The following is a 26,703-nucleotide window of genomic DNA, read 5'->3' as shown; positions in this document are numbered from 1 at the left end:
TTGTGATGATTCGGGTGAACTGCGCTTAGCGGCGGATGACCTGACGCGTGGCTTTGACACCTTGTTCAGTGAGCACCAGTACCTGGTAGGTACCGGATGGTAACAACTGAAGGTCAATTTCCTTCGTCTGCTGTCCTTTCGCCTGTTGGTCGTACTCGTACGTAGCTACTACCTGGCCCAGCATGCTGACTACTTCCAGGCGGACGTAATCGTAATCCTGGTCGAGGTTCAGGTCTACCTTCGTAAGGCCTGCGGTGGGGTTCGGGTACAAACTTACGCTAAACTCGTCGGAAATGGTTTCTTCCACCGCTTCTTTGACCAAACTGAAGTTGAGGTCCGCCTGACGCAGGTACCAGCCGCCGTCGAACTGCAGGCCAGTTGAGATGACCTCCCCTTGGAATTCGGCGAAAATCTCTTCGCCAACCATCAGGCCCTCCAGGAGGCGGGTCTGGCTGAGGTCGCCGTAGAGGATCACGTTTTCGAAGGTGCCATTTTCGGCCACCGTTGCTCTGGTCAACACATTGCCCACCGCATCAAGGAATTTGATGGATTGGCCAGCGTACTCGGCACCAAGGTTGGTGTATCCGAACAGTTTATCGAAGCTGGAAGTCGGCATTTGTTCGCCGGTCCGCCAGCTGCCGGGCGCGTAATCGCTCGCTACATCCAAGAGATAGCCGAAGCTATTCTGCACGAAAATGAAGTCTCCGTTCAGCGGGTTAAATCGCAGGCGCAGTAACTGTCCATTTTCAACGGTGCGGATCTGGTTCAGGTCGCCAGCGGCAATCAGGGTGCTGAAGTAATCCAGTGAAGACTCAGAGCCTGGCTTCGTGTAGCCCACGATGTTGAGGCCACTGATCAGCTCGGCACGGATGCTCGTGTCTGCCGCCATGCCACAAGTGACGATGGTAGTGGCATTCTCGACCTGTACGATGTAGCCCAGTCCGTCCACGATGCCAGCGATGCTGTTGCTGGTCGTTCCGAATACCGGGTTGTAGGTATAGGTCTCAGAGCTGCGCGTTACCGGGTTTACCGAGAAGACGGAGAGCAGGTTGTTTGTAGCGATTTCGTCGGCGAAGATGCTCTCGATCCGGGTGTCCATCGGGATCACGTCGAAGGAGATCACGTTGAAGCCGGCGTTGAGGACAATCGTGTCACACGGTACGGGCTCGGAACAATCTTGCTGTGAACGTACCACCAGGGTAAGGCCCGTGGTAACGTCGCTGCCGCAACCGAAGGAGCTGGCTACGGTGTAGCTGTACACGTAGGTTCCCGGGGTTACTCCGTTTTGGTCAAACACCCCGTCACTGCCTACGGCCACGAAGTCGATGCCCGCCGTCTGCGTAAAGGTGCCACCGGGGGTAGCGCCAGTGAGCAGGTCGTAGAGATTGACCGCGAAGGCTCCCTGGCAAGCTTCGCCAGGCGTGCCAACGTAGCTTCCGGCGTTGGGCGCAGGCTCTACGAAGATGCTGAAGGGCGTAGACTCGATGGAGCAACCGGAGTTGCCACCACCCACAGTGTAGACGAGTTGAATTTCAACGGGCGTCGTACTGTTGCCGCCCACCATCGGGGTGAAGTTGGGGCTGCCGGGGATGGCACCGCCGCCCGCCAGGGTAAACACGCCACCGGCAGACTCGCCAAGCAGGGCGTCCGTCAAGACGATGTTTACACCGTCACACTGGACGGGGAAGGTAGGATCGGGCGTACCGGAATCCGCCTCGGCACTCAGGGTGAGGGTTACGGTATCCAGTACCATGCCACAAGCACCGTTGGTCAGGTTATCGTAGAGAATCTCGAAGCGGGCAATGCCAGGCATCACCGTCTGTGATGGGGTCACGATAAGGGTACGTTCATTGTTGAACGTGATCGTGTTCGCCTGGTTAGCCGGATCACCAACGAAAACAAAGTTGTTACCGTTCGCTCTGGTCAGAGAGAAGCCACTGGCCGTGCCTCCGATGTAGCGCCAGCGGTAATCAGCGTTTGCCGTCGTCAGCGTCTGCTGATTTACATCCACTGCGAAGATGGCCGTTGCCGTACCTGGCAGGGCGCAGATAACGGGTTCGTTCAGCTCAAGCTCCGTGGTGGGGCGGAAGCTGATCGTGGTCGTATCGGCGATGCCGGCACAACCGTTGGAGAACGGGGTGACGATGTAGGTCACCGTTTTGATCCCTGCGGTTGTGTTAGTGAAAGACAAATCGTCCAGGCGCGTGAAGAAGAAGGCGGGGTTTTCAAAAGGCGGGCCTACGATGAAGTCGCTGGCTTGGGTGCCGGGGCCAGCAATCAATCCTGGGGCATCCACTTGCACGAGGAAGCTATCGATGGCCGGACGATTGGGATCGGAAGCTACCGCAGAACTGGTGCGGACCGCGAGGTCAAACAAAGCTCCGCTGCACAGGGTATCCTGGCCCGAAGGGATGGGGGTGATTACCGCATCATCCGTCACCCGTACGTCTACCCGCGCAGTATTTACGGGGCTGACGACCACGTTAAATTCCACGTTGCCAGAGGAGCGGCAGTCGGTGGCACTCTGGAATCCAGTCGTACCGTTCTTTTCGAACCAGGTGAAGTAGTTCACGGTAATGGTCTGGGCAGCAGCCGTGGTATTGACCAGTTCTCCCGCTGCGAAGCTCAGCAGATCACCGAGTTGGCTGGCGGGTAAGATCACGGGACTCGTCAGGCCCGTCAGCATACCTGGATCGGTAATGACCACGCGGGCCATCAGCATGCCTTCCGAAGCTACGGAAGCCGCCGATACCGTTGTCTCTAGCGCCTGACCGGAGCACAGATTGAATACTGGGTTCGGGTTGACGGGTTGAGCACTGTTGCCCGGGTTGAAAATACCCACGGCATCGAGGGAGGTAAGGGTGAGTTCTACGGAGGGGTTGGGCTCCACCGTTACGGTGTATACAACTGGATCACCAACACAACCATTGTTGAATGGCGTAACGGTGTAGACCACGTCCAGCGGGCCGTCGGTGGTGTTTTCCAGTTCATCATCCTCCATGTAGGAGCGGCCTCCATCGGGGTTGGGGTAGACCCCGTTGACTTTCGTCAGGGTAACGCCACTGGGCAGGTCGATTTCGTAGCTCAGGTCGACATTGGCCTCGAAGGCACCGATGGTGTTGAATGCACTGTTGCTGGCGGGGTTGACCACCAAGCCAGTCGTGAGGTTGTTACAGATGACCGTATCGATGCTGTTGGTCGGCGTTTCCGTGGCCAGGATAACGGGCTCCGCCGTGATGCGGAATACGTAGCTGATGGGTTCGCTGAAGCAGTCGGTGCCAGAAATCAGGCGTACGGTGTAGGTAACGAAGACTGGCGATCCCGTGCGGTTGCGGTACAGGTCATCGCCGAAGTAATCCAGGGCTTCGTTGACGATCACGGGTGAACCGTTGTAGATCGATGCGAGGATTTCGAAGTTGGGGTTATTCGCAGGCGAAATGACGACGGTATCAATGATGATCCGGTCGTAGGCGATCATGTTGCTGATGGTCTGGGTTCCTTCGAGGTCGAATCCACCGTCGGCCAGGGTGCTGTTGGAGCACAGGTTCAGCGTGGCGGGGTTTTGGTTAACGCCCACGAATTCGGGGTTCACCGTTACCGTCAGTTGGATGGTATCTCCGAAGCAGTTGGGTGCACCCGGGTTCGCGATGAAGGGAACTACGGTGTAGGTTACTTCCTCAGGACCGGTCCCGATGTTGGTAATGGACGATTCAAAGAAGGGGATTGGCGCTACACTCGGGCGGTTGTTGCCACCGAAGTTGCCGCCCATACCAGCGTTGCCACTTGCTTGCTGACCCGTTGAAGATCCGAAAGTGATGTTAGGTCCACGCTCTACGCTAACGACCTGCGCCCGTACTGCGTTCGCTCCAGCCGTGGGGATGGTGAGTGAACTCAGGATGGCGCTCAGGCTATCACCGCTGCAAATTTCTGCGGAGTAAGTACCATCATTGTTGTCCACAATGGTGGTTCCACCGCTGCTCAGCGTTACGGTCGGGTTGGGCTCTACCGTCAGGGTAACGATGACCTCACTACCGGGGCAGTTGGCCTCGGAGCTGGTGGAGAAATTGTACACTACGTCCAGCGGGCCATCCGTAGGGTTGAAGAAGCGCTCACCGAAGAGGATGGTATCGGTTTCGCCGTCGACGATGGGGTTGTCGCTGTTGTCTACCAGACCGGGCGCAATATTGCGGTTATTGAGCACGAAGCGGATGTCGTTGTACACCAGCGTGTAGGTCATCTGGACTTCACCATCGGCTGGGTCGCCGAAGCTCTTCGTGCCAAAAGTGGCGCCAGCGGAGACTCCTGCGAAGGAGGTACCCGCAGCGCCGCCAGCACCGTCGAGATTGCTGCCGCCATTACCACCGCGCCAGCCGCCACCGCCGCCGCCGCCGTTGCTACGGCCCGCGCCGCCGAGGCTACCCGCAGTGGGGTTGCCCATGAGCCAGCCCGTGCCACCGAAGCCGCCAAGACCAAGGCCAGTGGTGCCGGTACCGGGAGCGGGAGTGTTAGGATTTAAGGAACCACCGCTCGTATCACCACCAGAAGAGGCAAAGCCAGCTCCACCACCACCGCCAGCGACGTAGGTCTGGAAGATCTCACCTTCCGTACCGGGGTTATTGGGGCCAGCAATGAAGTATACCAGGGTTGCGTTACCGCCGTCGCCGTTGGAAATGCCCACATTACCGGGAGTTCCTTTGCGGACCCGTACCGTATCTCCAGGGAAGAGCGTCTGCGGTCCGAAGAAGGAATTGAGTTGATCGGCGTCTACCGTTCCACCCAGGCCACCGCGGGTGTTGCCGATGGTAGCGCCACCGTTGGCTCCACTTAGGGAGATGTTTACCTGGCGAATGGCCTGGGCACCAACGGGCACCACAAAGTCATTGCTTTCGCTGAAGTCGGTGCCACCCGCTACCCGCGACTGGCCGACGTTCATGGCGTCAGGAATAGTGTAAGCTACACGTTCGTCACTACACACAACCTCACTGAATGGACCAATGGGGGTTGGCGTAGGATTGAGCGTGACGGTAATCACGATGGGTTCTCCCGCACACTCGTCGGTTGAGAAATTATTGGGGTCTCCTCCATCCTCGAAGTAGGGGGTAATCCTGATGATGGCCGTTTGGGCAGCGTTGTTCATCGTGGTGTTCTGCACGTTCTGTGCACCCAGCGAGAAGCCAGCGGCGGGAGCTACATCGGCAAAAACGGCACCCGGCAGACCAAGGAATCCGAGTTGGCCCAACGCTTCGATGGAAATGTACTTGGTTTTACCCGTAGCTGATTCGGGAATCATCAGGTTGTCAATCAGGAAGTCATCACCGCTGCAGATTTCGTAGAAGTAAGGCCCACCTGCTGCGTTGAGGGTAGCGCTTTGGCTGCCTACTTCCAGATCAAGGGTCAGGACAGGCGTAGGATCGAGCAGCACCGTAACGGTGTCTACGTCACCCAGGCAATCGTCGCTGCCTTCGGTGAGGAAATCGTTGATGCCGTCGTTACCGAAGGAGTAGAGGCGAATGATGTAGCGAACCTCCTGGGTCGTTTCATCGGTTGCGGTAAGGATCTGACGAATCCGGTTCGGGCCAACGGCGTCGTAGAAGCTGCCGTTCAGCGTTGTATCGAAAACACCAGTGCCTTCGGTATCCCCGGCGAGGGGCGTACCATCATTTTCCCGAACCCAGGTAAAGCCGAGGCCACTGCGGGGGTCGAGCGTAGTGCGGGGGCGTACCCGGATCTCGGAATTATCACATACCTGGGTGCCGTTGGGCTCCGTGTTCAGGCCGGTGCCGTTATCTACGCGCAGTACATTATCCAGGGCATTCTCATCGACGTTGGAGGGAGTAATCTCAACGAAAAGAATGGAGGCGGTACCCCGGCAGTCGTCCGTACCACCATTGTTGTCTTCTCCGTTCGTACCGAAGGTGTAAGCTACGAAGGTGTAGCGTACGAAGGCAGAAGCCGTTCCGGGGTTAACGATGGCTTCGGAGAAGTCAGCGACCTCCAGGCCGCCCTCAAAGTTGTCGAGGGGATTACCGCTGCCATCGGTTACGCCGGGCGCGTTGCTGAGGTCGCGGGCGACGCGGTAGCGGACGGGCGTTCCGGTTACGGTTTGAGACAGATCGAAGTTAACGGAAGAGCCGCTGCAGATCGTCAGGGTATCGGCATTCGATACCGGGACGGTACCCGTCACACTGGCGTTGCCCTGGCTGGCGACTACAGAAATATCGGGGCGGGGCAGCACCGTAATCGTGTAGGTGGCCGGCAGGCTGGTACAACCAAAGCGGGTGGTAGCTACTACGGTGTAGGTTGCCGTTTGGGGCTGGTTGGTCAGGTTCTCGAAAGAATCATTGCTGAACAGGGAAGCGTTGGCTCCGCTGGCGGGGTAGTTGTTTGAACCCGTGTAGGTCAGGTTGGGAGCCGTGAGTTCATACGAAAAGGTCACGTCAGCCGTGTTGTTCCACGTAGCGAAGAAGGCCGAGTTGGGAGCGGGGAGTACCGCAATACCGAGGTCGTCGTCGGAACAAACGGTAAGCGCAGCGTTGCTCTCACTGATGATGGGTTCGGCACGAATCCGGAAAGGATAGGTGATGATCTCACTCTCACAGCCTTCGGAAGACACGAGGCGGACGTCATATTCTACCGTTACTGCGGCACCCGTGCGGTTGCTGAAGCTGTTGTCGTTGAAGTAGCCTTCGTTGGCAAAAACCAATGTACCACCATTAGCAAGACCTACGGTATCCAGTTGGATGGCCGTGAAGTCAGGGCTATTGGTGCTGGCGCGGAAGTCGACGATGCGGATCGTATTGAAAGGATTGTTGAGTCCCGTCTGCGTAGCGGCGAAGTCGAATCCGACGTCGGAGAGCGCCTCGCGAGAGCACAGCGTCACCAGGCTGGGCGTGGCGATGTTGCCGGGATCAAAACCTGGTTCTACGGTAACGGTGAAAGTGAAAGGATCACCTGCGCAGGCGTCGAGCATACTGCCCCGGAAAATGTAGGGCGTGATGGTGTAGGTTACGGTGCCCGTAGCCCCGGTATTGTTGATGATGCCGTTTTCGAAGAGGCGCAGGGGGAAGAAGGCACCACTGTTATCGCCGCCAAAATTGCTGCTGGCATTAGCTTGTTCTCCGTTGCCGGGGGCGAAGGTGATGCCGGGCGAAGTGGTGGTGCTGACCAGGAAGTAAACGCTGTTTACGGAAGTGGTAGGGTTAATCACCGTATTCAGGAATGCTTCCAGCGGGTCGTCGCTACAGATCGTAGCGGTGTAGCCATTGGTGGCATTGCCAAGGATTTCGGTGGCGCCGCTGGTCAGGAAGCCCGTGGGGTTGGGTTCTACCGTTACGACCACTTCTACAGAACCGGCGTCGCCACAGTTGGCCTCGGTGTTGGTACTGAAGACGTAGGTTACGTCGAGCGGACCATTCGTGGGATTGAAGAAGCGCTGGCCGAACAGGATGCTGTCTACCTCACCGTTGGTCAGGGGCTCGCTGTTGTCGATCAGGCTGGGGTCCACCGTACGGGAAAGGAGGTTGAAGCGAATGTCGTCGTACACCACCGTGTAAAAGAGCCGCGCCTCGCCGTCGGTAGCGGAAGAGCTTTTGAAGCCAAAGGTGGGAGAAACGCTGAGTCCGCTGTGGTAGGAGAAACCACCTTCACCACCTGCGCCAGTAATGCTGGTGCCGCCGTTACCGCCACGCCAGCCACCGCCGCCACCGCCGCCGGTGCTGCGGCCATCGCCGCCCAGGGCAGACGGGAAGCCCGTGCCACCGAAGCCGCCAGGGCCTACGCCGGGGGTACCGTTACCGGGCATTCCACCGACGTTGAAAGAAGATCCAGAGCCGCCACCAAAGGCATTGCCCGCGCCACCGCCGCCGCCAGCAACTACGGTATGGACAATTCCGGTACCGGGCCGGATGACGACCAGCGTAGTGGCGTCACCACCGTCGCCGTTCGTGGGTTTGGAAGCCCCGGCTACGCCCAGGCGAACGCGTACGGTATCGCCAGGCAGCAGTTCAAGGTCGCTGAGGGAGCCCCGCACCAATGCGCCGCGACCACCAAAGCTATTCCCCGCACCAGTACCCAAAGCGTTGCCGCCGTCGGCACCCGCAATGGTGAAGGCAAAGGAATCAATGCTAGCGGCACCCGGGGGGACGATGAAGTCGCCAGATTCGCTCAGCACCTGCACCCGCGTAATGCGCGTCTCCAGATCACCCATGCCGCTGGCACCGCCGATGCGGTACTCAATCCGCTCGTCGCTGCAAACCGTTACGGCCTGCGGAGAAGCGAGGGTGGGCACCTCGGGATTGACCGTCAGGAAGAGGCGAATGGGCTCGCCCGCACAGGTTGGGAAGTTGGTCGCGAAGGATTCAAAGTAAGGGGTCAGGATGATCTCCGCAACCTGGGCATTGTTGTCGGGGTTGTTGTTCATCACATCCTCTACCCCCAGGGTGAAGTTTTCGATGGCCACCGTTTGCACCAGCTGCGGATCCATGCTTTGAACGGGGATGTTCAGGAAGCCTGCGTCACCGTTGACCCGGAACTCTACGAATTTCGCCCGGAAGTTGCCGCCATCCTCAGCAATCATCAGGTTGCTGAGCAGGAAATCATCGCCGGAGCAAATTTCGTAGGCCTGTACGTCGCCACTCTCCAGCGTAACGGGAGCGGAGCCGCCAATGGCCAGGCTGTAGGTCAATACGGGCTCGGGCGCTACCGTCAGGGTGATGACCACCGGGGTGCCTTCACAGGAGTTGTCGGTGTTTCCACCCCCCGCCAGCGGATTGTTCTGGGGGAAGGTGGGCGTGATCGTCAGGGTAACCGTCTGGGCCACTCCTGAGACGTTGCGGAAGGTAGAGGTAATGTTGTCGCCATCTTCTAAACCGAAGCCGCTAAAGCTTCCGGACTGCTGCAGGTTGCCGTTGAACGACCACTGGTAGTTAAAGCGCACATTGGCGTTGGAACCACCATCGTTCAGGCTTACGCTGATGCTGTATTCCTCATCGGAACAGACGAAGGGCGTAAGAGAGAGGTTAGGATCAACTACGGGCAGGGGGCGGATGACGGCCGTAAAAACGGAGTCCAGAGAAACGCAACCCGTGGTGGGATTGGTTTTGGTGATGCTGAACGCGATGGTCCGCTGGCTATTGTTGTTGTTGACGAAGTTGCCCACGACGGTGCCCGCACCCGTGTAGGTCATGGGCAGAGCAGCAAAGTCGCCCAGGGTATCGATGTTGGCTCCCGCGAGAGCATCGGCAAAATCTACGGTGTAGACAAAGGCGGGGTCGTAGTCGGCTACGAACACCTCAATATCCTGGCCGGAGCAGAATGGGCCAGTCACCGTATCACCGGGAGAAAGCACTGCGATGGCATCCACTGCAGGGGCGACGGGCTGGGCATCAATCTGAAGGTCAAAGAAGAAGGTGTTGCGGCAATTGGTCAGGGCATTACGCAGTTCGAGCGCGATGGTGACGGTCGTATCCCGGTTCAGGTCGCGGCAGCCCAGCATAGCGGAGGCGGTACCGGAAGTGAAGGTGTAAGTGCCGTCGCCGTTGGCAATGGTAGCCAGCAGAGTGGTACCACTGTTGGGGCGCGTCCAGCAATTGTTGTTGTTGCCGGGGATGTTGTCCAATTGGCTGCCGTCGATGAAGCGGAAGCGGGCGTTGGGGTCCAGACCACTGACACCGCTGATGTTGACGGTGAAAAGGTCAGCATCCGCACAAATGGTGGGAGCAGAAACCGTAGCCACAATTTCCGCAGGCTGGCCGATGAATACCGTTTCGCTGGCTGTGCAGCCACCGCTTGATGCGGTCAGGAATACGGTGTAGGAACCCGATGCCAGGCCCGACTGGGTAAAGCTGGGGTACGTATTGGGGCCGTTGGCCTGGATGACGCCCGTGGCGTTGTAGTTGGGGCCGGCGATGGCCCAGGTCAGGGGGCCGTTTACCTGAGGGTTGGCCCCTTGGGGCGTAATGGTGATCGTTCCGTCAGAAACTCCGAAGCAGGTAGCATCGGTAGCCGCAGCGGCTACGTCAAACATCCCGCCGATGGAAACCGTGTAGGGAACCTCACAGCCCGTCTGCAAGTCATTGATCAGGAAGGTGTAAGTACCCGAAACGAGGCCCTGGTTGGTCGTCACCCGGTAACGGTTGGTGTTGTTGGGTGGGTTGTTGGGCGGGTTGAGGGTGATGAAGAAGTTGGGGCTGAACGGCGTCCCCCGCACCTGAAAGCGGTTAAAGTTCGTAAAAGGACCCGCATTCGGCGTATTGGGCAGGAAGGAGAACGCAATCTGGCCCGTCGGCACGTTGGGGCACGGGGGCGAAGTCACCGTCAGGTTGCTGATCGTGATGTCCGAAGGCGTCTGCAAACTGTAGTTGTTACTGACCACTTCATTTCCCGTAAACATTTGCGTACAGCCCCCGGTCACACTGACGCTGAGGATGCGGACGAAGTTGGTGACCTGGTTGTTCAACACCAAAATGGGCTCCTCGATCTGGAAGCTCGTAAAACCATTGACGGCCTCCACGTTGGCCTGGTAGTTGATGTTGGTGGTGATAAAACCGGCGAAAACGGGCTGGTATTCAATAACGACGTCCCCTTCAATGTTGAAGGAGTTGAAGTTGACGAATACCGTAGGGCGCTCACCGTCGCAAGTGTTCATTACCGAGACGGAAATGTTACTACTATTGAGGTTGCAAAATTGCCCGGAGGCGGAGCCGGAGACCAATCCGACGAGTAAGACCACCAGTGACAGTAGTCTGGTGAAAAAGGTAACATTCTTCATAGGGAAAACGATTTGTTTGGGATGTACGCCTTAAAGGGACGATGTGGGTTGAAGTGGTTATGCAAATAAACCGACGCGGGGTCGGAGCTCTTTTGGTTTCTGATCTGGCGTTTTCTAGTCAATCCGAACACAACAATAGCGCACCCGGGCGGACCCGTGAACGCGGTTATCTTTAGTCTTACTTGTTTTACTCAGGTGTAGATAAAAGCTTTCAAAACTAGTCCAGGAAATTGCCGCACGGAAGAGTTTCAGCAATTTCTCACGGCAAACATAAACATTTATGTGATGTACCACCAACATTTATCTGCCAGAATTGCGGTAAAGCGCAAAATTTTGCCCGGAACCGGCCCGGGAAGGGGTATTCCAGCCGGCTTCTTACCCTGAGCCGGCGTTCGGACTTCCCTTGCTGCGCCCCCCGGGGGGTTGGGGGGGCGTCCATACCTTGCACCTGCGGCCGCGCCCTATTCCAGCAACCAATCCGGCAACCAAAGGGTGAGGGGCGGGAAGAAAGTCACGAGCAGCAGGGCCAGCAACATCACCAAAAACAGGGGCATGAGGGGGCGCAGTACCTGGGTGATTTTGACCTGGGCGACGCCAACGCCGACGAAGAGGACCGTTCCCACCGGCGGGGTGCAGAGCCCGATGCAGAGGTTGAGCACCATCATGATGCCGAAGTGTACGGGGTCCATGCCCAGCTTGATGGCCACGGGCAAAAAGATGGGCGTGAAGATGAGTACCGCCGGGGTCATGTCCATAAAAATGCCCACCACCAACAAGATGAGGTTGATGAGCAGGAGAATGACGATGGGGTTGTCGCTAATGCCCAGCAGGCCTTCGGTGATGGCCTGGGGTAAATTTTCGTAGCTCATCACCCAACTCAGGGCCAGCGAGGTGGAGACCAATAGCAGCACAATGGCGGTGGTATTGACGCTTTCGGTGAATACCTCCGGCAGGTCTTTCAACTTGATTTCGCCGTAGAGGAAGGCCAGCAAAAGGCAGTAGGCCACGGCCACGGCACTGGCTTCGGTGGCGGTGAATACGCCCGCCACGATGCCGCCGATGACGACCACCAGCAGCAACAAACTCGGCATTGCCCCGCCGAAGGTGCGCAAAATCAGCCCGGCACTCCAGCCCTCGCCGTTGGGGTAGCCCTTCCGCCGGGCGTAAATGGCTGCCGCCACGATGAGCAGCAGGCCGGTGAGGATGCCCGGCACGTAGCCCGCCACAAAGAGGGCAGCGATGGATACGCCGCCGGAAGCCAGGCTGTAAACGATGAGGATGTTGCTGGGCGGAATGATCAGGCCGGTAGTGGCAGAGGTGATGTTGACGGCGGCGGAAAAAGGGCGGGGGTAGCCTTCGTCTTCCATCCGCTTGGTCATGATGCTGCCAATGGCGCTGGCCGCCGCCGCCGCCGACCCGGCAATGGCCCCGAAAAGCATGGCCGCTACGACGTTGACGGCCGCCAGGCCCCCGGGCAGGGGACCAACGAGGGCCTTGGCAAAGTCGATCAGGCGCCGCGCCAGCCCTCCCCGGTTCATCAGTTGCCCCGCCAGGATGAAGAAGGGGATGGCCAGCAGGCTGAAGCTGTCCAGGCCCGTAGCCATCCGTTGGGCCACCGTCCCGACCGCCACGAGGCCATCCATCGTCGTCAGCAGGGTGAGCATGGCAGTGAGGCCCAGCGTCCAGGCCACCGGAACCCCCAGGCTAAGCAGGGCCAAAAAGCTGATCACCATCACGGCCACTTCAATCCCGTCCATATATAAGGTCTTTAAGCTGAAAGAAACTGACGAAGAGCCCCGCCACCGGCACCGCCAGGTACACCAGGCCTACGGGCAGCTGGAGGGAAGGGGCCCGCTGCCCCAGACTGAGGGTGAGCCACACGTAGTAGCTGCCCCCCACCATCATTACGGCTACGGCAAAGCAAAGGATGAGTCCATCGATGATGCGGTTGACGCGCCGCCGGCGCGCCGGCGGCAATCCATCGGGAAAAAGCGAAATGGCAATGTGGCTGCGGGTGCCCACGGCGTAAGCGGCGCCCATCAGACTGATCCAGATGAGCAGGTATCCGGCCAGCTCTTCCGTCCAGCCCGCCTGGTTGCCCAGAGCGTAGCGGGTAATGACGCCCCAGAGGACGACGACGACCTGCACGGCCAGGAGCAGCGCACAGAGGTAACCGAGGAATTTCAGGGGCTTCATTGGGCAGTGAGGATTCGTTCCAGAATAGGGGCCAGGTCAGGATCCTGCCGGGCGGCGGTGTACATCTGCTCAACGGCCGCGCGGAAGGCAGCGGCATCCACTTCGGTGAAGGTCACGCCCGCTTTGGTCAGCTCCCGCACCGCCTCTTCCTCGGCCGCCTGCCAGCTCTCGCGCTGGAAGGTGGTGGCGCTCCGGGCGGCTACGGCCAGCCAGTCCCGCTCCTGCCCACTGAGTTTTTCCCAGGTGGCCGTGCCGATGACTAGGACGTCGGGGACCGCCGTATGCCGGTCGTAACTGTAGTAAGGAGTGACTTCGTAGTGGCGGCTGGTGTAGTAACTAGGCAGGTTGTTCTCCGCCGCATCCACTACGCCCTGTTGCAGGGCAGTGTAGAGTTCGCCGTAGCTGATGGGCGTGGGGCTGCCGCCGAGGCTTTTGATCAGGTCAACGGCCATGGGCGAGTTCTGGACCCTCACTTTCTTGCCCACCACGTCGGCGGGCGTCCGCACCGGCGCAGATTTCGTGTAAAAACTGCGGGTGCCGGCATCGAAAAAGGTGAGTCCCCGCAAGCGGGCTGCGGCGCCCTGGGCGAGCAATTCCTGCCCGACCGGGCCATCGAGCACCCGGAAGCTGGTTTCGCGGTCCTCAAACAGATAAGGCAGGCTCAACACGCTGTAGGCAGGGGCGAAGCGTTCCATCACCGCGGCGGAGACTTTCGTCATGGCCAAAGACCCGAGCTGGAGCAGTTCCAGGTTCTGGCTCTCGGTGCCGAGCTGGCCGCCGGAGTAAATTTTGAGCCGCAATTGCCCGTCGCTGATCGAGTCGAGCACCTCGCCCATCCGCACCATGCCGCCGTGTACGGGGTGGCTCACGTCCAGGCCGTGGGCCAGGCGCAGCGTTTTCCCCTCGCTGATCTCCCCACAGGAAAAAAGACAGCCCAGCGCGCACGCCAGCAACAGCAAGCGCACGGAGGAGGTCAGCAGCACGGGGGCGCTCAACGCAGGTGCCGGGAACGGTAAAGGAGCGGGGGAAGGATGTGCTGGCAATGAAGTGACTTTAAGCGGGGTTAAGATAATCGACACAGCGCGGACAAACGCCACGGGGAGCAAAGTTCCCCCACGACCAAAAAGACGCCCCCCTACCCTGCCAGCCCTGACATCGCCCGCAACAAAGCCGCAAACCCGCTTAATTTTCCGGCGGTGAACCGTAAAAAGCGGGTGCAATGACCGAACTTTACGCATAAATTATGCTCCCGGGCAAACAAGTGCGGCCATTTTCCAGTAAAGTAGGCAGGTCCTTGTTTTTTTGTTTCCCTATTCCATTAGCCTCCCCCCTCGCCGATGTCGCTTAGACTGCTCTTTACCTCCCTGGCTTTCTCCTGCTTAGCGGCTCTTGCCGCCCAGACTGACGTAAGTGCCTTGGTGGCCAAATACAAGGAAGATCCCCGTGGTCCTTACCGCGACATCCGCTGGTTTTGTGCCTCCGGGGACGTCCGCGAACCCAAGGACCCCTGCCCCGAGCCCAGCAAAGAAAACCGCCAGCACGCCCGCTATAAAACGGAAGTCATCAACCTGGGGCGCGACGAACACCTCTTTCTGGGGCAAATTCTGGCACCTACCGATCGGGCCAAGTTTTGGGACGAAGCCAACAACCACTCCCGCCTCATCCAGTACCAGCTCGGCAACTACCTGGCGGCTATTGACGACGGCTGGATCCTGCGCCAGGCCCAGTACTACCGCGGCGCTTTTCAGGTGGAAGACGAAATGGCCTGGGGACGCAAGTTTTTTGCCTGGCTGCTGGCCAAAGACGAAGAAGTTGCCGCCAACTTTTACCTCATCCGCCAGGCGGTAAAGGACATTCCCCACAACAACGATACGAACCTGACCCAGAAAATCCGGGCCGACTCGAAGTACATCGCCGATACTTACCCGAAGTTCATGGCCCTGCGCACCAAAATTCACGGGCAGCCGGAAGGCAAAGATGCCGCCGCCGTGGAAAGCTTCCTGCGGGAACACCAGGATGAACTTGCCACCCTGCAACTGGTCGAAGCCACCCAAACCCTGGCCGACGATATCCGTACCGCTTACCTGAGCCACGACCTGGTCGCCGATCTTCTCCCCCACATCGAACAACTCGGTGGCGAAAGCGCCCTGAAGCCCAAACTCACCGCCTTTACCGAATACCACGCTACCAACCCCTCCGTGCCCAACACCATGGGCCGGGTAACGGCTGCGGCCGACTTACTCTGGGAAATTCGTCTGGGCCTGCTGGACGAACGGGACCAGGATCGCCTGCCTTTGCTCGACGCCAGCCTGATCCTGGAAACCATCATCTTCACTTCCGCTAACGACTGGAAAGCAAACGACGCCCGGGCCCTGACCGAAAAAATCTGCTACCTGGCCGAAGCCGCCGCAGGGGCTGGCCTGGTCGAGCAGTGGGAATTTGAAGCCGCCGCCCTCCAGCTGGCCGATATGAACTATCGCTACGTCTTCCCCTACATGCTGGAGAATTACCTCGATAACGCCCGCCGGGTCGTCGAATGGGGCACCGCTACCAACCGGGCGGTGTACGGTGAGGTAGTGGAACGCTACACCGCCTTCGAACCCAAAGCCCAGGGTTTCCTTGACGACCGTATCCGGAGTTCCGTGCTCCTCCCACTCGGCAATGCAGTGGGTAAATTGGGCGACTGGGTAGCCATTGCCGGCAACCTCAACAACGCCATGCTGGACGTGCCCAACCAGGGCCAGCTTCGCGGGCTCAACCCCGGCTACGCAAAAGGTACCCTCCACGTAATCGAAGGCACCCCGGAAGAATTGGAAGTGAACGCTACCGACATCTACGTCTTCGCCACGCCGCCGGCCGACCTCAAGCCCGTAGGCGGCATTGCCACCGTCAATGAAGGCAATATGGTCAGCCACGTCCAACTGCTGGCCCGCAACCTGGGCATCCCCAACGCAGTGCTCACCGACGAGCAGTTCCGGGCACTGCGCAAGTACGACGGCCAGGAGGTCTTCTACGCCGTGTCCAACGGAGGAACCATCGTCATGAAAAAAGCCGCTGACCTGACCGACACCGAAAAGGCCCTCTTCACCCAAACCGAAAGAAAAACCGACCGCATCACCGTCCCCGTTGAAAACATCCGCCTCGACGTCCGCCGGGTCCTCAACATGCGGGAAGTGCGGAGCAAGGACAGTGGCAAACTCTGTGGCCCCAAAGCCGCCAACCTGGGCCAGCTCAAGGCCCTCTTCCCCGAAAAAGTAGTGGAAGGACTCGTCATTCCCTTTGGCATTTTCCGGGCTCACCTGGACCAGCCCATGCCCGGCCAGGGAGGCAAGTCCTACTGGGCCTTCCTGAACGAGCGCTTTGCCGAAGCCCGCAAGATGGAAGAAAGTGGACGCTCCGCCACGGAAGTGGAAGCCTACACCCTGGCCCAGTTGGATATCCTGCGCGAAGCCATCCTGGAAATTCAGCTGGACCCCGGTCTCATCCAGGCGCTCCAGGACAGCTTCCGGACGGTACTGGGCGATGCGCTCGGGAAAGTCCCCGTTTTTCTTCGTTCCGACACCAACATGGAAGACCTGCCCGATTTTACGGGCGCGGGCCTCAACCTGACGGTGTTCAATGCCGTGGATCCTGCGGCCATCATCGACGGCATCAAGAAGGTATGGGCCAGTCCTTACACCGAGCGGAGCTACCGTTGGCGGCAGCGTTACCTCCTCAACCCCGAGAACGTCTATCCCAGCATCCTGATCATTCCGAGTGTGGACGTAGACTACTCCGGGGTGATGATCACCAAAGGCGTTGCTTCGGGGCGGGAAGACGACGTGACGGTGGCCTTCAGCCGTGGCGCTGGCGGAGCGGTGGATGGGCAGGCCGCCGAAGCTTACCTGCTGGATTATACCGGCCGCACCGTTTTGCTCAGTCCCGCCCGCGAACGGTTTCACCGTCGCCTGCCCGCCACGGGAGGTTCGGTGATGCTGTCCGCCCCCTTCCACCAGCGCATCCTTTCGGAAGCCAACCTGCTGGAACTCCGTAAGCTCGCCGCCGAGGTGGAACGCGTGATGCCGGAAGCGCCCGGGGTGACGGGTAGTGGCCCGTGGGACGTTGAGTTAGGCTTCCAGAACAACAGAATCTGGCTTTTTCAGATCCGCCCCTTCGTAGAAAACAAACAAGCCCAGTCTTCCGACTACCTGGAAAGCATCAGCCCCCGGCAGCCCGAAGGCATTTATTACGACCTTACTGTCCCCCTGGAAATTTAAGTCCGAATGAAACTTCGTTATTCTGCCCTCTTGCTGGTGGCTATTGCCGCCCTGTTGTTCATCCCCTGGCAGCGGGGAGAGAGCTACCCCGTGGGCGGGGGGATTGACCACACGGGCATTCGCCGGCTGGTGCGCTTAGAGCGGATGGACTCCAGCCGCTTCGTCAAGACGTTGCCTTACGGGAGCCGTTACAGCCTGCCCTATATCCGCCTCAACCTCATCGACCAACCCGTTGACTCCAACCTGCTGGCGCGGGATTCCACCCTGGAGGCGGAACTCGAAAAATACATCCCCAACGGCGGGCGGGCCTACTCGCTGGCAATCATGGACATTACGGCCGGCCGCGCGCCCCGTTACCTCGAACGGAACGCCAACCTGGGCTACCAACCCGGAAGCGTAGGCAAGCTGGCCGTCATCACGGCCCTGATGTGTGAACTGGAAAACCTGTACCAGGACAGCATTGAGGCCCGCTGGGCTTTGTTGCAGAATAAGGTGGTCCGCGGTGGAGATTTTGCCGTCTATGATCACCACACCATCCCCGATTACGACCCGGAGACGGAACGCTATACCCGCCCCCAGGTGAATACGAAACATGAGTTTAGCCTTTACGAATGGATTGACCACATGCTTTCGGTCAGCAACAACGGTGCGGCCAGTGTAGTATGGCGGGAGGCCATGTTGATGCGCGTTTTCGGCCAGCGCTACCCTACCCTGACGCAGGAAGAAGCTGATGAATACTTCCGGACCGCCAACCGCAAAGCCCTGAGCGACATTGCGGAGAACGTCGTCAATGAACCACTGCGCCACCTCGGCATTGGCCACGACGAGTGGCGGCTGGGCACCATGTTTACCCGTGGGGCCAGCGCCATCGTGCCACCCCAGGGCGGCAGTACCGGCTCGCCCCGCGGCCTGATGAAGTGGCTGGCCGCCCTGGAAAGTGGCCGGGTGATCGACGCCCCCACCAGCCTGGAAATCAAGCGTTTGATGTACATGACCGACCGCCGTATCCGCTACGCCCACGCCCCCGCCCTGGATAGCGCGGCCGTCTACTTTAAATCAGGATCTCTGTACGGCTGTAAGCCAGGCACCAGCTGCGGCAAATACCGCGGCAACCGGATGAATTACATGAACTCCGTCGCCATCGTAGAGCAACCCGATGGGACGAACTACCTGGTGGCCCTGATGACCAACGTGCTTTCGCGCAACTCCGCCTACGACCACCAGTTGCTGGCCACGCGGATCGATAAACTGCTGCGCAACAGTGCTCAGGCCACCAATGACCCGCCCGAAAGCATTGGTACTGGAGAAGAATAGTCCCTTTACTCCTTTCCTCCCCTTGCTCCGTTACCTTTCCCTGGCACCTGCGACCGCGCCCTACTCCAACGCTGCGGGCGGTTCAGGACCCGCTCCTACTGCAATTGTTCTCCCCGCAGGCGGCGGAGTGCCTTTTCGGCAAAGTCGCGCACCCTTTTATCGGGTGCGGAAAGGCATTTTTCCAAGATGGGCCGGTAGCGAACGTCGCCCTGCAAGCCGAGCACGTGGATGACGGCCAACTTGAGCCTGACGTCGCGGCCACCGAGAATCCGGCGGAAATTTCTGAACTGGATCTCTTCCAGTTGCGCCACATCTGTTTCCCGCTGCCGGGCGTGGTGGGCGTCGGCGGCCTGGATGCCGTACTCCATCAGGGGAATCACGAGGCGCTTGAGGGGCTGATCGAGCAACACATCCAGAAATTCCAGCGCATTGATTTTTTCCTGCTGGCCGGCGGCGCGCAGTCCGCGGTAGACGGGGATGATGTCAGCGGGCGGGTACCGAAGTCCCATCAGGCGGAACAGTCGATCAAGGTTTCCATCCTGGCGCTGGAGGAGCAGCCGGTAGAGCCCGCTGCGGGCTTCGCGGAGTTGTTCGTTGCCCAAGGGCAGCAGTTTCGCCTGTGCTTCCAGGTTTTTGATGGCCGTGCGGTAGGTTTTGGCTTCGGCCAGAATATGGCGGAAAATCTGGGTGGCGGGCATTTGAAGTTCGGGAAAATCCCGCCGCATGGCGTTGAGGGCACGCAATACTTCCAGCCGCAATTCGAGATCGGCCGGAAAGTATTTCTCGATGAGGGCAAAAAGGAGAACAACGGTTTGCTGGTGGTTGATTTTTTCCAGCACCGTAGGTAGCCGGCGGAGGTCTTCCAACTGGATTTTGCCCTCCTGCAGGTAAGTGGGCAAGGCGCGCACCAGACTGAGGTCGTACTGCACCAAAACGGAAATGGCGTAGGGACGGTAGGGGGCTTCAGACAGCAAATTGACCAGAGGGAAAATCCACCTTTCGTCCAGGCTTTCCCCCGCCGCCAGGATAGCGGCCTGGACCATTTTGGGATCCTGCCCCCCGAGCTCAGTGGCGAGAAACTCGTGCCCGAGAGGTGTTCCGGCGCGTCCTGCGGCCACCAGAAGTTTGCGTCTCCAGGCGACCGCTTCCTCTTCGGGCAGGCGCTGCAAGGCCTCCACCCGCTGGTCAAAGTGTTCCTGCAGTTTCCAGCGTTTGCGCAATACGGGGTTGCTGCGGGTCTCCTGCACGAGCTCAACGAGGGCGGCCCCGGCAATTTCCGCCCGGGGGTCGTTGAGCTGGTCCTGGATCAGTGGCTCGGCATCTTCCAGGTGGTGAGTGACGAGGTATTCCAGTGCGGCATTTTTGACGCGGATGTCGGGGTCGGCCAACATGGGCATCACTTCCATCAGCAGGTCGGGTCCCTGCCGCAAACTCAGGCTATTGAGGGCGCGGGCCCGGACGGCCGGAGACTCGTGGTGAAGCAAGCGCTGAATGGGTTCAGTGAACTGCTCGTCGCGTAAGTCGGCCGTTCTTTCCAAGACGTAAAGCACCTGCCGGCCATCGGAGCCCAGCTCAGCTTCGTTGAGCACCCGCAGAAAACCAGCCAGGACTTCCTTGTGGCGGGAGTCGAGGCCCTTACGCTTGTCTTTGGGCCGCAGGTGGCGCAGTTGATCGCGGAAGGCATCCAGGTACTCCTCCCGGATCAGCAGGACGCACACCAGCCAGATGAGGGCAAAGAACAGCACGACCGGGCTGATGCCGAAGGAGGTAATGCCAAATCCGTCGACCAACAAAAGCAGCAGCAAGCCCCCGATTCCGCCAGCGGCAGAGTCAACCAAGACGTCAATGTAGGTTTTTACCTTTCCCTTTACCTGGGGATCTACGGGCAAGAAGAGCATTTCCACCCCAGCGCGGTGCAGGCTTTGTTTCAAACTACCGTCCACCAATCTGCTAAAGGTAGCCGCGCCCAATCCTGGCACCAAAAACATGAAAAAGGCCCCCAAGGAGAGCCCCGCTGGCAAAAACAGCAGAGCCCCGCTCACCCCGATGCGCTGGACAATCCGTTGGGTGAACAGCAGTTGGATGAGCAGGCCAATAACGTTGAAAGTAGAAAACCAAAAGCCGAAGAAGGCAGTCAGCCGGTCGGGGTCGGCAAAGCGCGCCGAGGCCAGGGCACTGAACTGGTAATCCACCAACTTAGCCGTAATGACACTGAGCGCGATGATGCCACAAAGCAATAACAAATGGTTAGAGGCCAGAATGATGCGGTAAGGCTGTGCCGCCGCCAGTTCTTCGGTAAACTCCCGTTTGGCTTTGGTTCTTTGCGGCTGCACGTAATGGCGCCAGATGTACAGGCTGATGAAAATGCAGGGCAAAAGCATGGCCGTAGCCAGGAAGAGCAGCATCCGCATCCCCACCACCGAGGCCAGTAAATTGGCCAGGTAGCCGCCCAGAATGCCGCCCGCAATGGCCCCGGCGCCAATTGGCCCGAAGAGCCGCTTGGACTGCCGGATGTCAAAAACCATGCTGGCCAGCATCCAAAACTGGGAGGCCGCGAGCACCCCAAAAAGGGCCACCCACAGGTACAAACCCACCGCGACAATGTCTTTGGAAGCCCCCAACGGCAGTACCAAACCAAACAGGAGAAGGGTAAATATGCACACCCCGAGGCTCCACAGATTAACGCGGAGGATGGAGAAGTACTTAACCGCCGCAGCGTACACCGTGGAGATGATCGCCGCAACTATAGCCGTCAGAATGTACGCGTAGGGCAAAGCCTCCGGGCCAAAGCGGGAAAGAAAAAACGCACTCCCCACCGGCTTGGTGATGAGCAGCACGGCAATGATCAGAAAAATTTGCAGTTGGAGCAATAGCATGGCCCGCCACTCGCCGGGGCGCACGTTCAAAATCCGGCCGAGGAAGCGTTTCAGTACAAGGATGTCCAGGGAAATTAAGGGTTGCTTTCCGATCGATGCAGCAAACTAGGGGCCTGCACGATAGCCCAAGACAAACATAAGAATTTCCCGGCAGGATTTGAGCAGCCCGCCAGTAGATTGTCCGGCCAGCGGGGCAAAGACCATGCCAGCATCCCTTTCTCCAACGCAAAAAGGCCCTCGGACACAGCGTCCGAAGGCCTTTTTTCCTTGGTTAAGGTAAGGATGGATCACAGGAAACAAGGTCCTGCCCTCCCCTGCCAGCATTATTTTGCTACCGGGTGCTTCAGCAAATCGTCGAGCACTTTAGCCAGGTCGCGGCAAATTTGCTCCCCATTGGCATCATCGATGAGGGCAGTCATGACGTAATTGCGGGCGGGGCCCTGTACGAGGGCTACGTCGGCGTGGAAAGTGCTCCAGGAGCCAGACTTCCGGTAAACTTTGGCATCGGGCGCTACCTGGTCCAGGGTATTGACAAACTTGTGGTGCAACTCGGGATCTACCAGGTAGCTGCGCATTTTGGCGGAGCTTTCGGGGCTGAGCAATTGGTCATTGGCCAGCAAGTAGAAGAAACGGCAGATTTGCTCCGTAGTCGCCGCATGGCTGATGCCCAGCATGGGGTCCGGATGGCGGTTGCCCCCCGCAGCGTAACGTTTTCCAACCCAGAGGCCACCGCCGAATTCAGGATCGTAGAGCTTCAGCGCGGGAGAGGTCATCGTCCGCTCAATGTTCTTGAAACCAACCAGGTCGATCATCCGCGTAGTAGCGGCGTTGTTTGACTTGGCGATCATCAGGCGCATATCCTGGCGCACCGTAGCCGTCTCTTTGAGCTCACCACGCTCAATGGCGTCGTGGGCGGCAGCCAGAACGGCAATTTTGGGCAAACTTGCTGCGTACATCATGTGCCGTCCATTGATGGAAGCATAAGAAACCGCCGCCGTGTTGGCCATGTCAACAACGCCGATGGCCATCTTTTTGCTCCGCACCAGTTCACGCCACACTGGGTTGGCGTTGATGCGCTCGCGGAGCCGCGAAGCGAGATCAGTGTTTTCCAAACTGCGCAACTGGGGAAGCACCGCAGGCTCACTCGGAGCCTCCACTTCCGGCTCCGCAGGGGCCGTGGAAAATTCGGGGAGGAAAAACATGCCCGCCGCAGAAATGCGTCGGTTGAGGTTTTCGTCGAAAGAAAAACTTTCGAAGCTCATCATAATTGTCGATAACGACACGAAGAGCAGAAGGAAAAAGCGCTTAGCCATAAGTCATTTTGAATCCGGAGCTACTGGTGTGATGATGAATTTTGGGAAAAGGTAGACCAGATGGTGTGAAAAGTAAATGCGAAGACAAGAATGTAACTGGGATTAAAATTTGGCTAACTAGGGGCGAATCATGCATCGCTGGCCGACAAACGCAGGTGCTTAACGTTTTGTTGGATGCGAATATATAGAAAATCCAATTGTTACCATTTTGCCCCCGATCTTTAACAGTTCTTTATCATTTCCATAACACTCCTTCAAGCTCCTTCTTCTCCTTCCCAGCAACTTTTGCATCTCCTTGTTTTACAGACTTTTATGCGTAATCGCCTCCGTTGGGCGCGGCCGCAGGTGCGCAGAATCGGACCACTGAGCAAGGAAAGGCCGGAACCGGGGAAGTCACAGCCTTCGCCCAACCCGTCCAAGCCTAAGCCCCTTCTTGGCCCAAGCCCGCGTTCCCCAAAACCAAGCACGGAACTGACTGGGTTGGGTTGCCGGCTAGGGTGCCCCTCTAAACCTGGACCAACGCGAGGAGCAACCGGACAGCATCGGGCTTCCACCTGGACAAAGTGGAGACCAACCGCTTTATTGGGACTTGGACCAAGCGAAAAAGGCTTATTTTGCCGGGCCATTGCTGGCCTCATCTTAAGCCCGCTCCCCTTCAAATACGGGCAGCTGGGCGGCCTGTACAGCAGCAGTGGGGACCTGTAGAGCACCTGCCTTGACCTGGCCGGACGATAAGGGGAGGCGGAGGACCTGACCGCGAAGTCAGCAGACTGGTTTAGCGGGTCGGCCACGCAGGAGCGGCGTAGCCAAAACGTGCAGAATTTTACACTGAACAAGACAAAAGCGCTGGGTACTGTGAAGCAAAACGTAGGCAAGACCTTAGGTTCAGCGAGGCTTTTTAACGCAGTGCAGGATTACCTTTCGCTTTGCGGCTACTCCTCCGTGGTGCCTCTTACAGCCTCTTGAGAACTGGCTAAACCAGTCCAATACGCCCCCATCTGGATAAATAGTTTTACCACATCACCATGCAGATCAACCTTAGCTTCACTCACCTACTCCTGGCACTGTTGGCGGTTTTGTGCAGTTGCACCTCCAAGCGTTCGGACGAAGCACGGGAACACTACTTTGAGGAAAGAAACAAGCTGCACGACGGCGACTATCTGGCTACGTACCCACTACACAGCCCGGATTCGAGCATCATTCGCTTACGGGCGGAGGTGCTTTCACCCTATCAGCCCTGGGGATGCATGGGCTTGTGGTACCGGATGCCCCACACCAATAGAGACTCCTCGTTCCGGCTACTGGAACTCTACGAACGCTACTACCCGCACGACACCGTACGAGCCTTTGCACAGCTAAAACGTGCCGAGTTCTATGTGGATGCCGCTCAATTCGCGCAAGCGGACACTTGCCTGCGCGAGGTGGAGCAAATCAGCTTACGCCTTAATCGAACGCTGGACCTAAGTGACGTATACTTTTTGCGGGGGCGGATCGCTATGTATCGCAACGATTTTTCCCAATCTCGCCAGGCGCTTTTCAAATACATCGAACTTTTGGATGGCCTGGACCCTGCCTTCTCCCAGGCCCACGCGCTAGCCTATCATTCTATCGCGGTATCTTATGAGCGCGCCCGCCAGTACGAAAGTATGCTGGCATGGATCAACAGGCTCTGGACGGCCCTTCAGCTCCACGATGACTACTGGGTGCCTCGGCTGAAAGCACAAACTGCGCTGCTGGCTGGAATAGGCCAGCTTGGTGTCCGGCCCGATTCTAGCCTTCAGTGGGCAAACCAGGCCGAACGGATCATCCGGGAAGACCTGCAATTGCCACCACCTGCCAGGCTCTCCTACCTATTCGGACGCGCGTATTCGGAGCTGGAACAATGCGATGCGGCCCTTCCCTACCTACTGGCCGCTTACCAGCAGAGGCCTGGCGCGCAAACGGCATTTGGGCACTACCAGTATGCAATGGCCCTGGGGCAAGCCTACCTTTGCGTTGGACGTCTCGATTCCGCCGTACTCCTGCTTAACGAGTCATTGGCCAGCCCAGATACTGGCAACCTGGCCGCAAGCCACCAGATGCTCGGCGAAATAGCCCAACAACAAGGTAATTATAAAAAGGCTTGGGAACACCAAAAAACCTGCGACGAACTGCTCAAGGCCAAATTTACTAGCGACCGAATCAATGCCGCCGCTGAAACCGATGCTCGCTACGAGGCCCTGGTACAATCCAAGCGAGTAACTGAATTGGAAAATCAACACCACATTCATCGGCTGCGGCTGATTGCCCTAATGCTTTGTATTTTCCTGCTCATTGGCACCGGCATCTCATTCTATCTACGACATAAACAGCACCGTAGAATGCTCGCCCAACATAATGAATTACTCAAACAAGAAAAACAGCTCGTCGAGCTACGCGCGCAGCTTAAAGAAGAAGAACTGGCACAATCGCAAGAAGCGCTCCTGCAAACTAAGGACGAATTGCTGGAAGCTGAAAGCCTTCTCAACTTTAAAAATCAACTGATCAACACCCTAGAACTCCGCTTGCTGCGCTACGACAAGTCCAAAGATGCCTCTCCCATACCAGCACACCCCGTCAAAGCGCCATTCCCAGAGGCTCAAGAAGCGCCCTTCAGTGAAATGCGGATACTCACTAAGGAGGAGTGGCGCTACTTTCAGGAGAAATTCTCAGCACAATTCCCCAATTTTTTGCAACACCTGCAATCTTGCCATCCCGCACTTACCCCCGCAGAAAAACGCCTGATCATCCTCATCAAAATCGGGTTTGACACTCCCCAAATAGCCGGAATGCTGGGGATAGCGGACAGTAGTGTATGGCGCAGCCGAAACCGCCTCGTTAAAAGCCTAAACCTAGATTCTGCCAAAAACCTCGACCACTATATTCGGCAGTCGCTGTGATTAATGGGTAAGACAATGCACTCCTACCAATCAAAACGTAGATCACCCGCCCAAAATAAAAAAGGCCACAGCCTTCAAAAGGTGTGACCTGAAAGAGAGTAGATCTGTTGTTCATAGTGTTTATCAAGCCCCATCACGGCAGAATGCTAATCACCTGAGGAAATCCTATAATCTCGAAAAAATATCTAAACTCAACTTGACAGGGCTTTTACAAGAAGGCGAAAAAGAAAATCGAAAGACGACTATTGACAGCAACTTTGTACCCTGCAAAGAACCCTATTACACCCCGAATTTCGCTTTTCGGCACTAGGACAAACACTAGGACAAAACGACTTCCACCTAATTGCCTGAAAATCAAAGCCAGCCAACAATACACTCCTGCATATTAGGTAGTGGAGAGCAACTTCAGCCCGACCCCCAAGGTACTGTCGCGGCTTTAGCCCGACCCCCAAGGTACTGTCGCGGCTTCAGCCCGACCCCCAAGGTATTGTCGCGGCTTTAGCCCGACCCCCAAAGTATTGTCGCGGCTTCAGCCCGACCCCCAAGGTATTGTCGCGGCTTTAGCCCGACCCCCAAAGTATTGTCGCGGCTTCAGCCCGACCCCCAAAGTATTGTCGCGGCTTCAGCCCGACCCCCAAGGTATTGTCGCGGCTTTAGCCCGACCCCCAAGGTATTGTCGCGGCTTCAGCCCGACCCCCAAGGTATTGTCGCGGCTTTAGCCCGACTCTCTCAAGACCGAAGGTCGCTAGAGGTATTGTCGCGGCTTCAGCCCGACCCCCAAGGTATTGTCGCGGCTTTAGCCCGACTCTCTCAAGACCGAAGGTCGCTAGAGGTATTGTCGCGGCTTCAGCCCAACCCCCAAGGTATTGTCGCGGCTTTAGCCCGACCCCCAAAGTATTGTCGCAGCTTCAGCCCGACTTCCCCATCTCGGGCTTTAGCCCGACAATACTGGTCGGGCTAAAGCCAAGACAATACCTTCTCCTCTCCCCCACCAACGCACAAGCCCCGCCACTCCTAAGAGCAACGGGGCCTGTACTGTCGCGGCTGTAAACCCGACTAAAC

At 58.1% G+C, this 26,703-nt stretch carries 9 protein-coding genes; 3 read left to right on the top strand and 6 right to left on the bottom strand.

What is annotated here, in order from left to right:
• Nucleotides 1–25 precede the first annotated feature (25 nt).
• The 4 genes from H9S92_RS22455 to H9S92_RS03040 form a co-directional block, all read right to left on the bottom strand.
• Entirely contained in the window at nt 26–10,768 is a 10,743-nt protein-coding gene (locus H9S92_RS22455; protein ID WP_187465254.1) for a PKD-like domain-containing protein, read from the bottom strand.
• A 461-nt stretch (nt 10,769–11,229) separates the two neighbouring features.
• Nucleotides 11,230–12,525 carry a TRAP transporter large permease gene (locus tag H9S92_RS03050; protein WP_187465253.1) on the bottom strand — a complete coding sequence of 432 codons (1,296 nt, stop codon included), beginning with the start codon at nt 12,523–12,525 and terminating at the stop codon, nt 11,230–11,232.
• Nucleotides 12,512–12,964 (bottom strand): TRAP transporter small permease, encoded by a 453-nt coding sequence (locus H9S92_RS03045; RefSeq protein ID WP_187465252.1) that lies wholly within the window; start codon nt 12,962–12,964, stop codon nt 12,512–12,514. Before H9S92_RS03045 ends, H9S92_RS03050 begins: the two co-directional genes overlap by 14 nt.
• Complete coding sequence (locus H9S92_RS03040; protein ID WP_246463613.1) at nt 12,961–14,007, bottom strand: TRAP transporter substrate-binding protein; 1,047 nt, start codon at nt 14,005–14,007, stop codon at nt 12,961–12,963. Before H9S92_RS03040 ends, H9S92_RS03045 begins: the two co-directional genes overlap by 4 nt.
• A gap of 294 nt (nt 14,008–14,301) precedes the next feature.
• On the opposite strand from H9S92_RS03040, the gene H9S92_RS03035 reads away from it, so the two are divergent.
• Together H9S92_RS03035 and H9S92_RS03030 are read left to right on the top strand one after the other, a co-directional pair.
• A complete protein-coding gene (locus H9S92_RS03035) occupies nt 14,302–17,220 on the top strand; it encodes a PEP/pyruvate-binding domain-containing protein (RefSeq protein ID WP_187465250.1) in 2,919 nt (972 codons plus the stop codon).
• Nucleotides 17,221–17,226: 6 nt separating this feature from the next.
• Entirely contained in the window at nt 17,227–18,534 is a 1,308-nt protein-coding gene (locus H9S92_RS03030) for a serine hydrolase (protein ID WP_187465249.1), read from the top strand.
• A 95-nt stretch (nt 18,535–18,629) separates the two neighbouring features.
• On the opposite strand, the gene H9S92_RS03025 is transcribed toward H9S92_RS03030, so the two are convergent.
• Together H9S92_RS03025 and H9S92_RS03020 are read right to left on the bottom strand one after the other, a co-directional pair.
• Complete coding sequence (locus H9S92_RS03025; RefSeq protein WP_222935950.1) at nt 18,630–21,410, bottom strand: Npt1/Npt2 family nucleotide transporter; 2,781 nt, start codon at nt 21,408–21,410, stop codon at nt 18,630–18,632.
• Between the two features lie 323 nt (nt 21,411–21,733).
• Nucleotides 21,734–22,723 carry a serine hydrolase gene (locus H9S92_RS03020; protein WP_246463611.1) on the bottom strand — a complete coding sequence of 330 codons (990 nt, stop codon included), beginning with the start codon at nt 22,721–22,723 and terminating at the stop codon, nt 21,734–21,736.
• Between the two features lie 1,025 nt (nt 22,724–23,748).
• Between H9S92_RS03020 and H9S92_RS03015 the strand changes: the two genes are divergently transcribed.
• Nucleotides 23,749–25,641 carry a tetratricopeptide repeat protein gene (locus H9S92_RS03015; protein WP_187465247.1) on the top strand — a complete coding sequence of 631 codons (1,893 nt, stop codon included), beginning with the start codon at nt 23,749–23,751 and terminating at the stop codon, nt 25,639–25,641.
• Nucleotides 25,642–26,703: the final 1,062 nt, after the last annotated feature.

The organism is Neolewinella lacunae (assembly GCF_014349155.1).
GTDB classification, from domain to species: domain Bacteria; phylum Bacteroidota; class Bacteroidia; order Chitinophagales; family Saprospiraceae; genus Neolewinella; species Neolewinella lacunae.
This window is presented reverse-complemented; position numbering and strand designations above follow the sequence as displayed.

What these genes read in the sequence shown, in the direction of transcription:
- H9S92_RS22455 (WP_187465254.1), bottom strand. Translation starts at nt 10,768, where the DNA reads ATGAAGAATGTTACCTTTTTCACCAGACTACTGTCACTGGTGGTCTTA.
- H9S92_RS03050 (WP_187465253.1), bottom strand. Translation starts at nt 12,525, where the DNA reads ATGGACGGGATTGAAGTGGCCGTGATGGTGATCAGCTTTTTGGCCCTG.
- H9S92_RS03045 (WP_187465252.1), bottom strand. Translation starts at nt 12,964, where the DNA reads ATGAAGCCCCTGAAATTCCTCGGTTACCTCTGTGCGCTGCTCCTGGCC.
- H9S92_RS03035 (WP_187465250.1), top strand. Translation starts at nt 14,302, where the DNA reads ATGTCGCTTAGACTGCTCTTTACCTCCCTGGCTTTCTCCTGCTTAGCG.
- H9S92_RS03030 (WP_187465249.1), top strand. Translation starts at nt 17,227, where the DNA reads ATGAAACTTCGTTATTCTGCCCTCTTGCTGGTGGCTATTGCCGCCCTG.
- H9S92_RS03025 (WP_222935950.1), bottom strand. Translation starts at nt 21,410, where the DNA reads ATGCTATTGCTCCAACTGCAAATTTTTCTGATCATTGCCGTGCTGCTC.
- H9S92_RS03020 (WP_246463611.1), bottom strand. Translation starts at nt 22,723, where the DNA reads ATGGCTAAGCGCTTTTTCCTTCTGCTCTTCGTGTCGTTATCGACAATT.
- H9S92_RS03015 (WP_187465247.1), top strand. Translation starts at nt 23,749, where the DNA reads ATGCAGATCAACCTTAGCTTCACTCACCTACTCCTGGCACTGTTGGCG.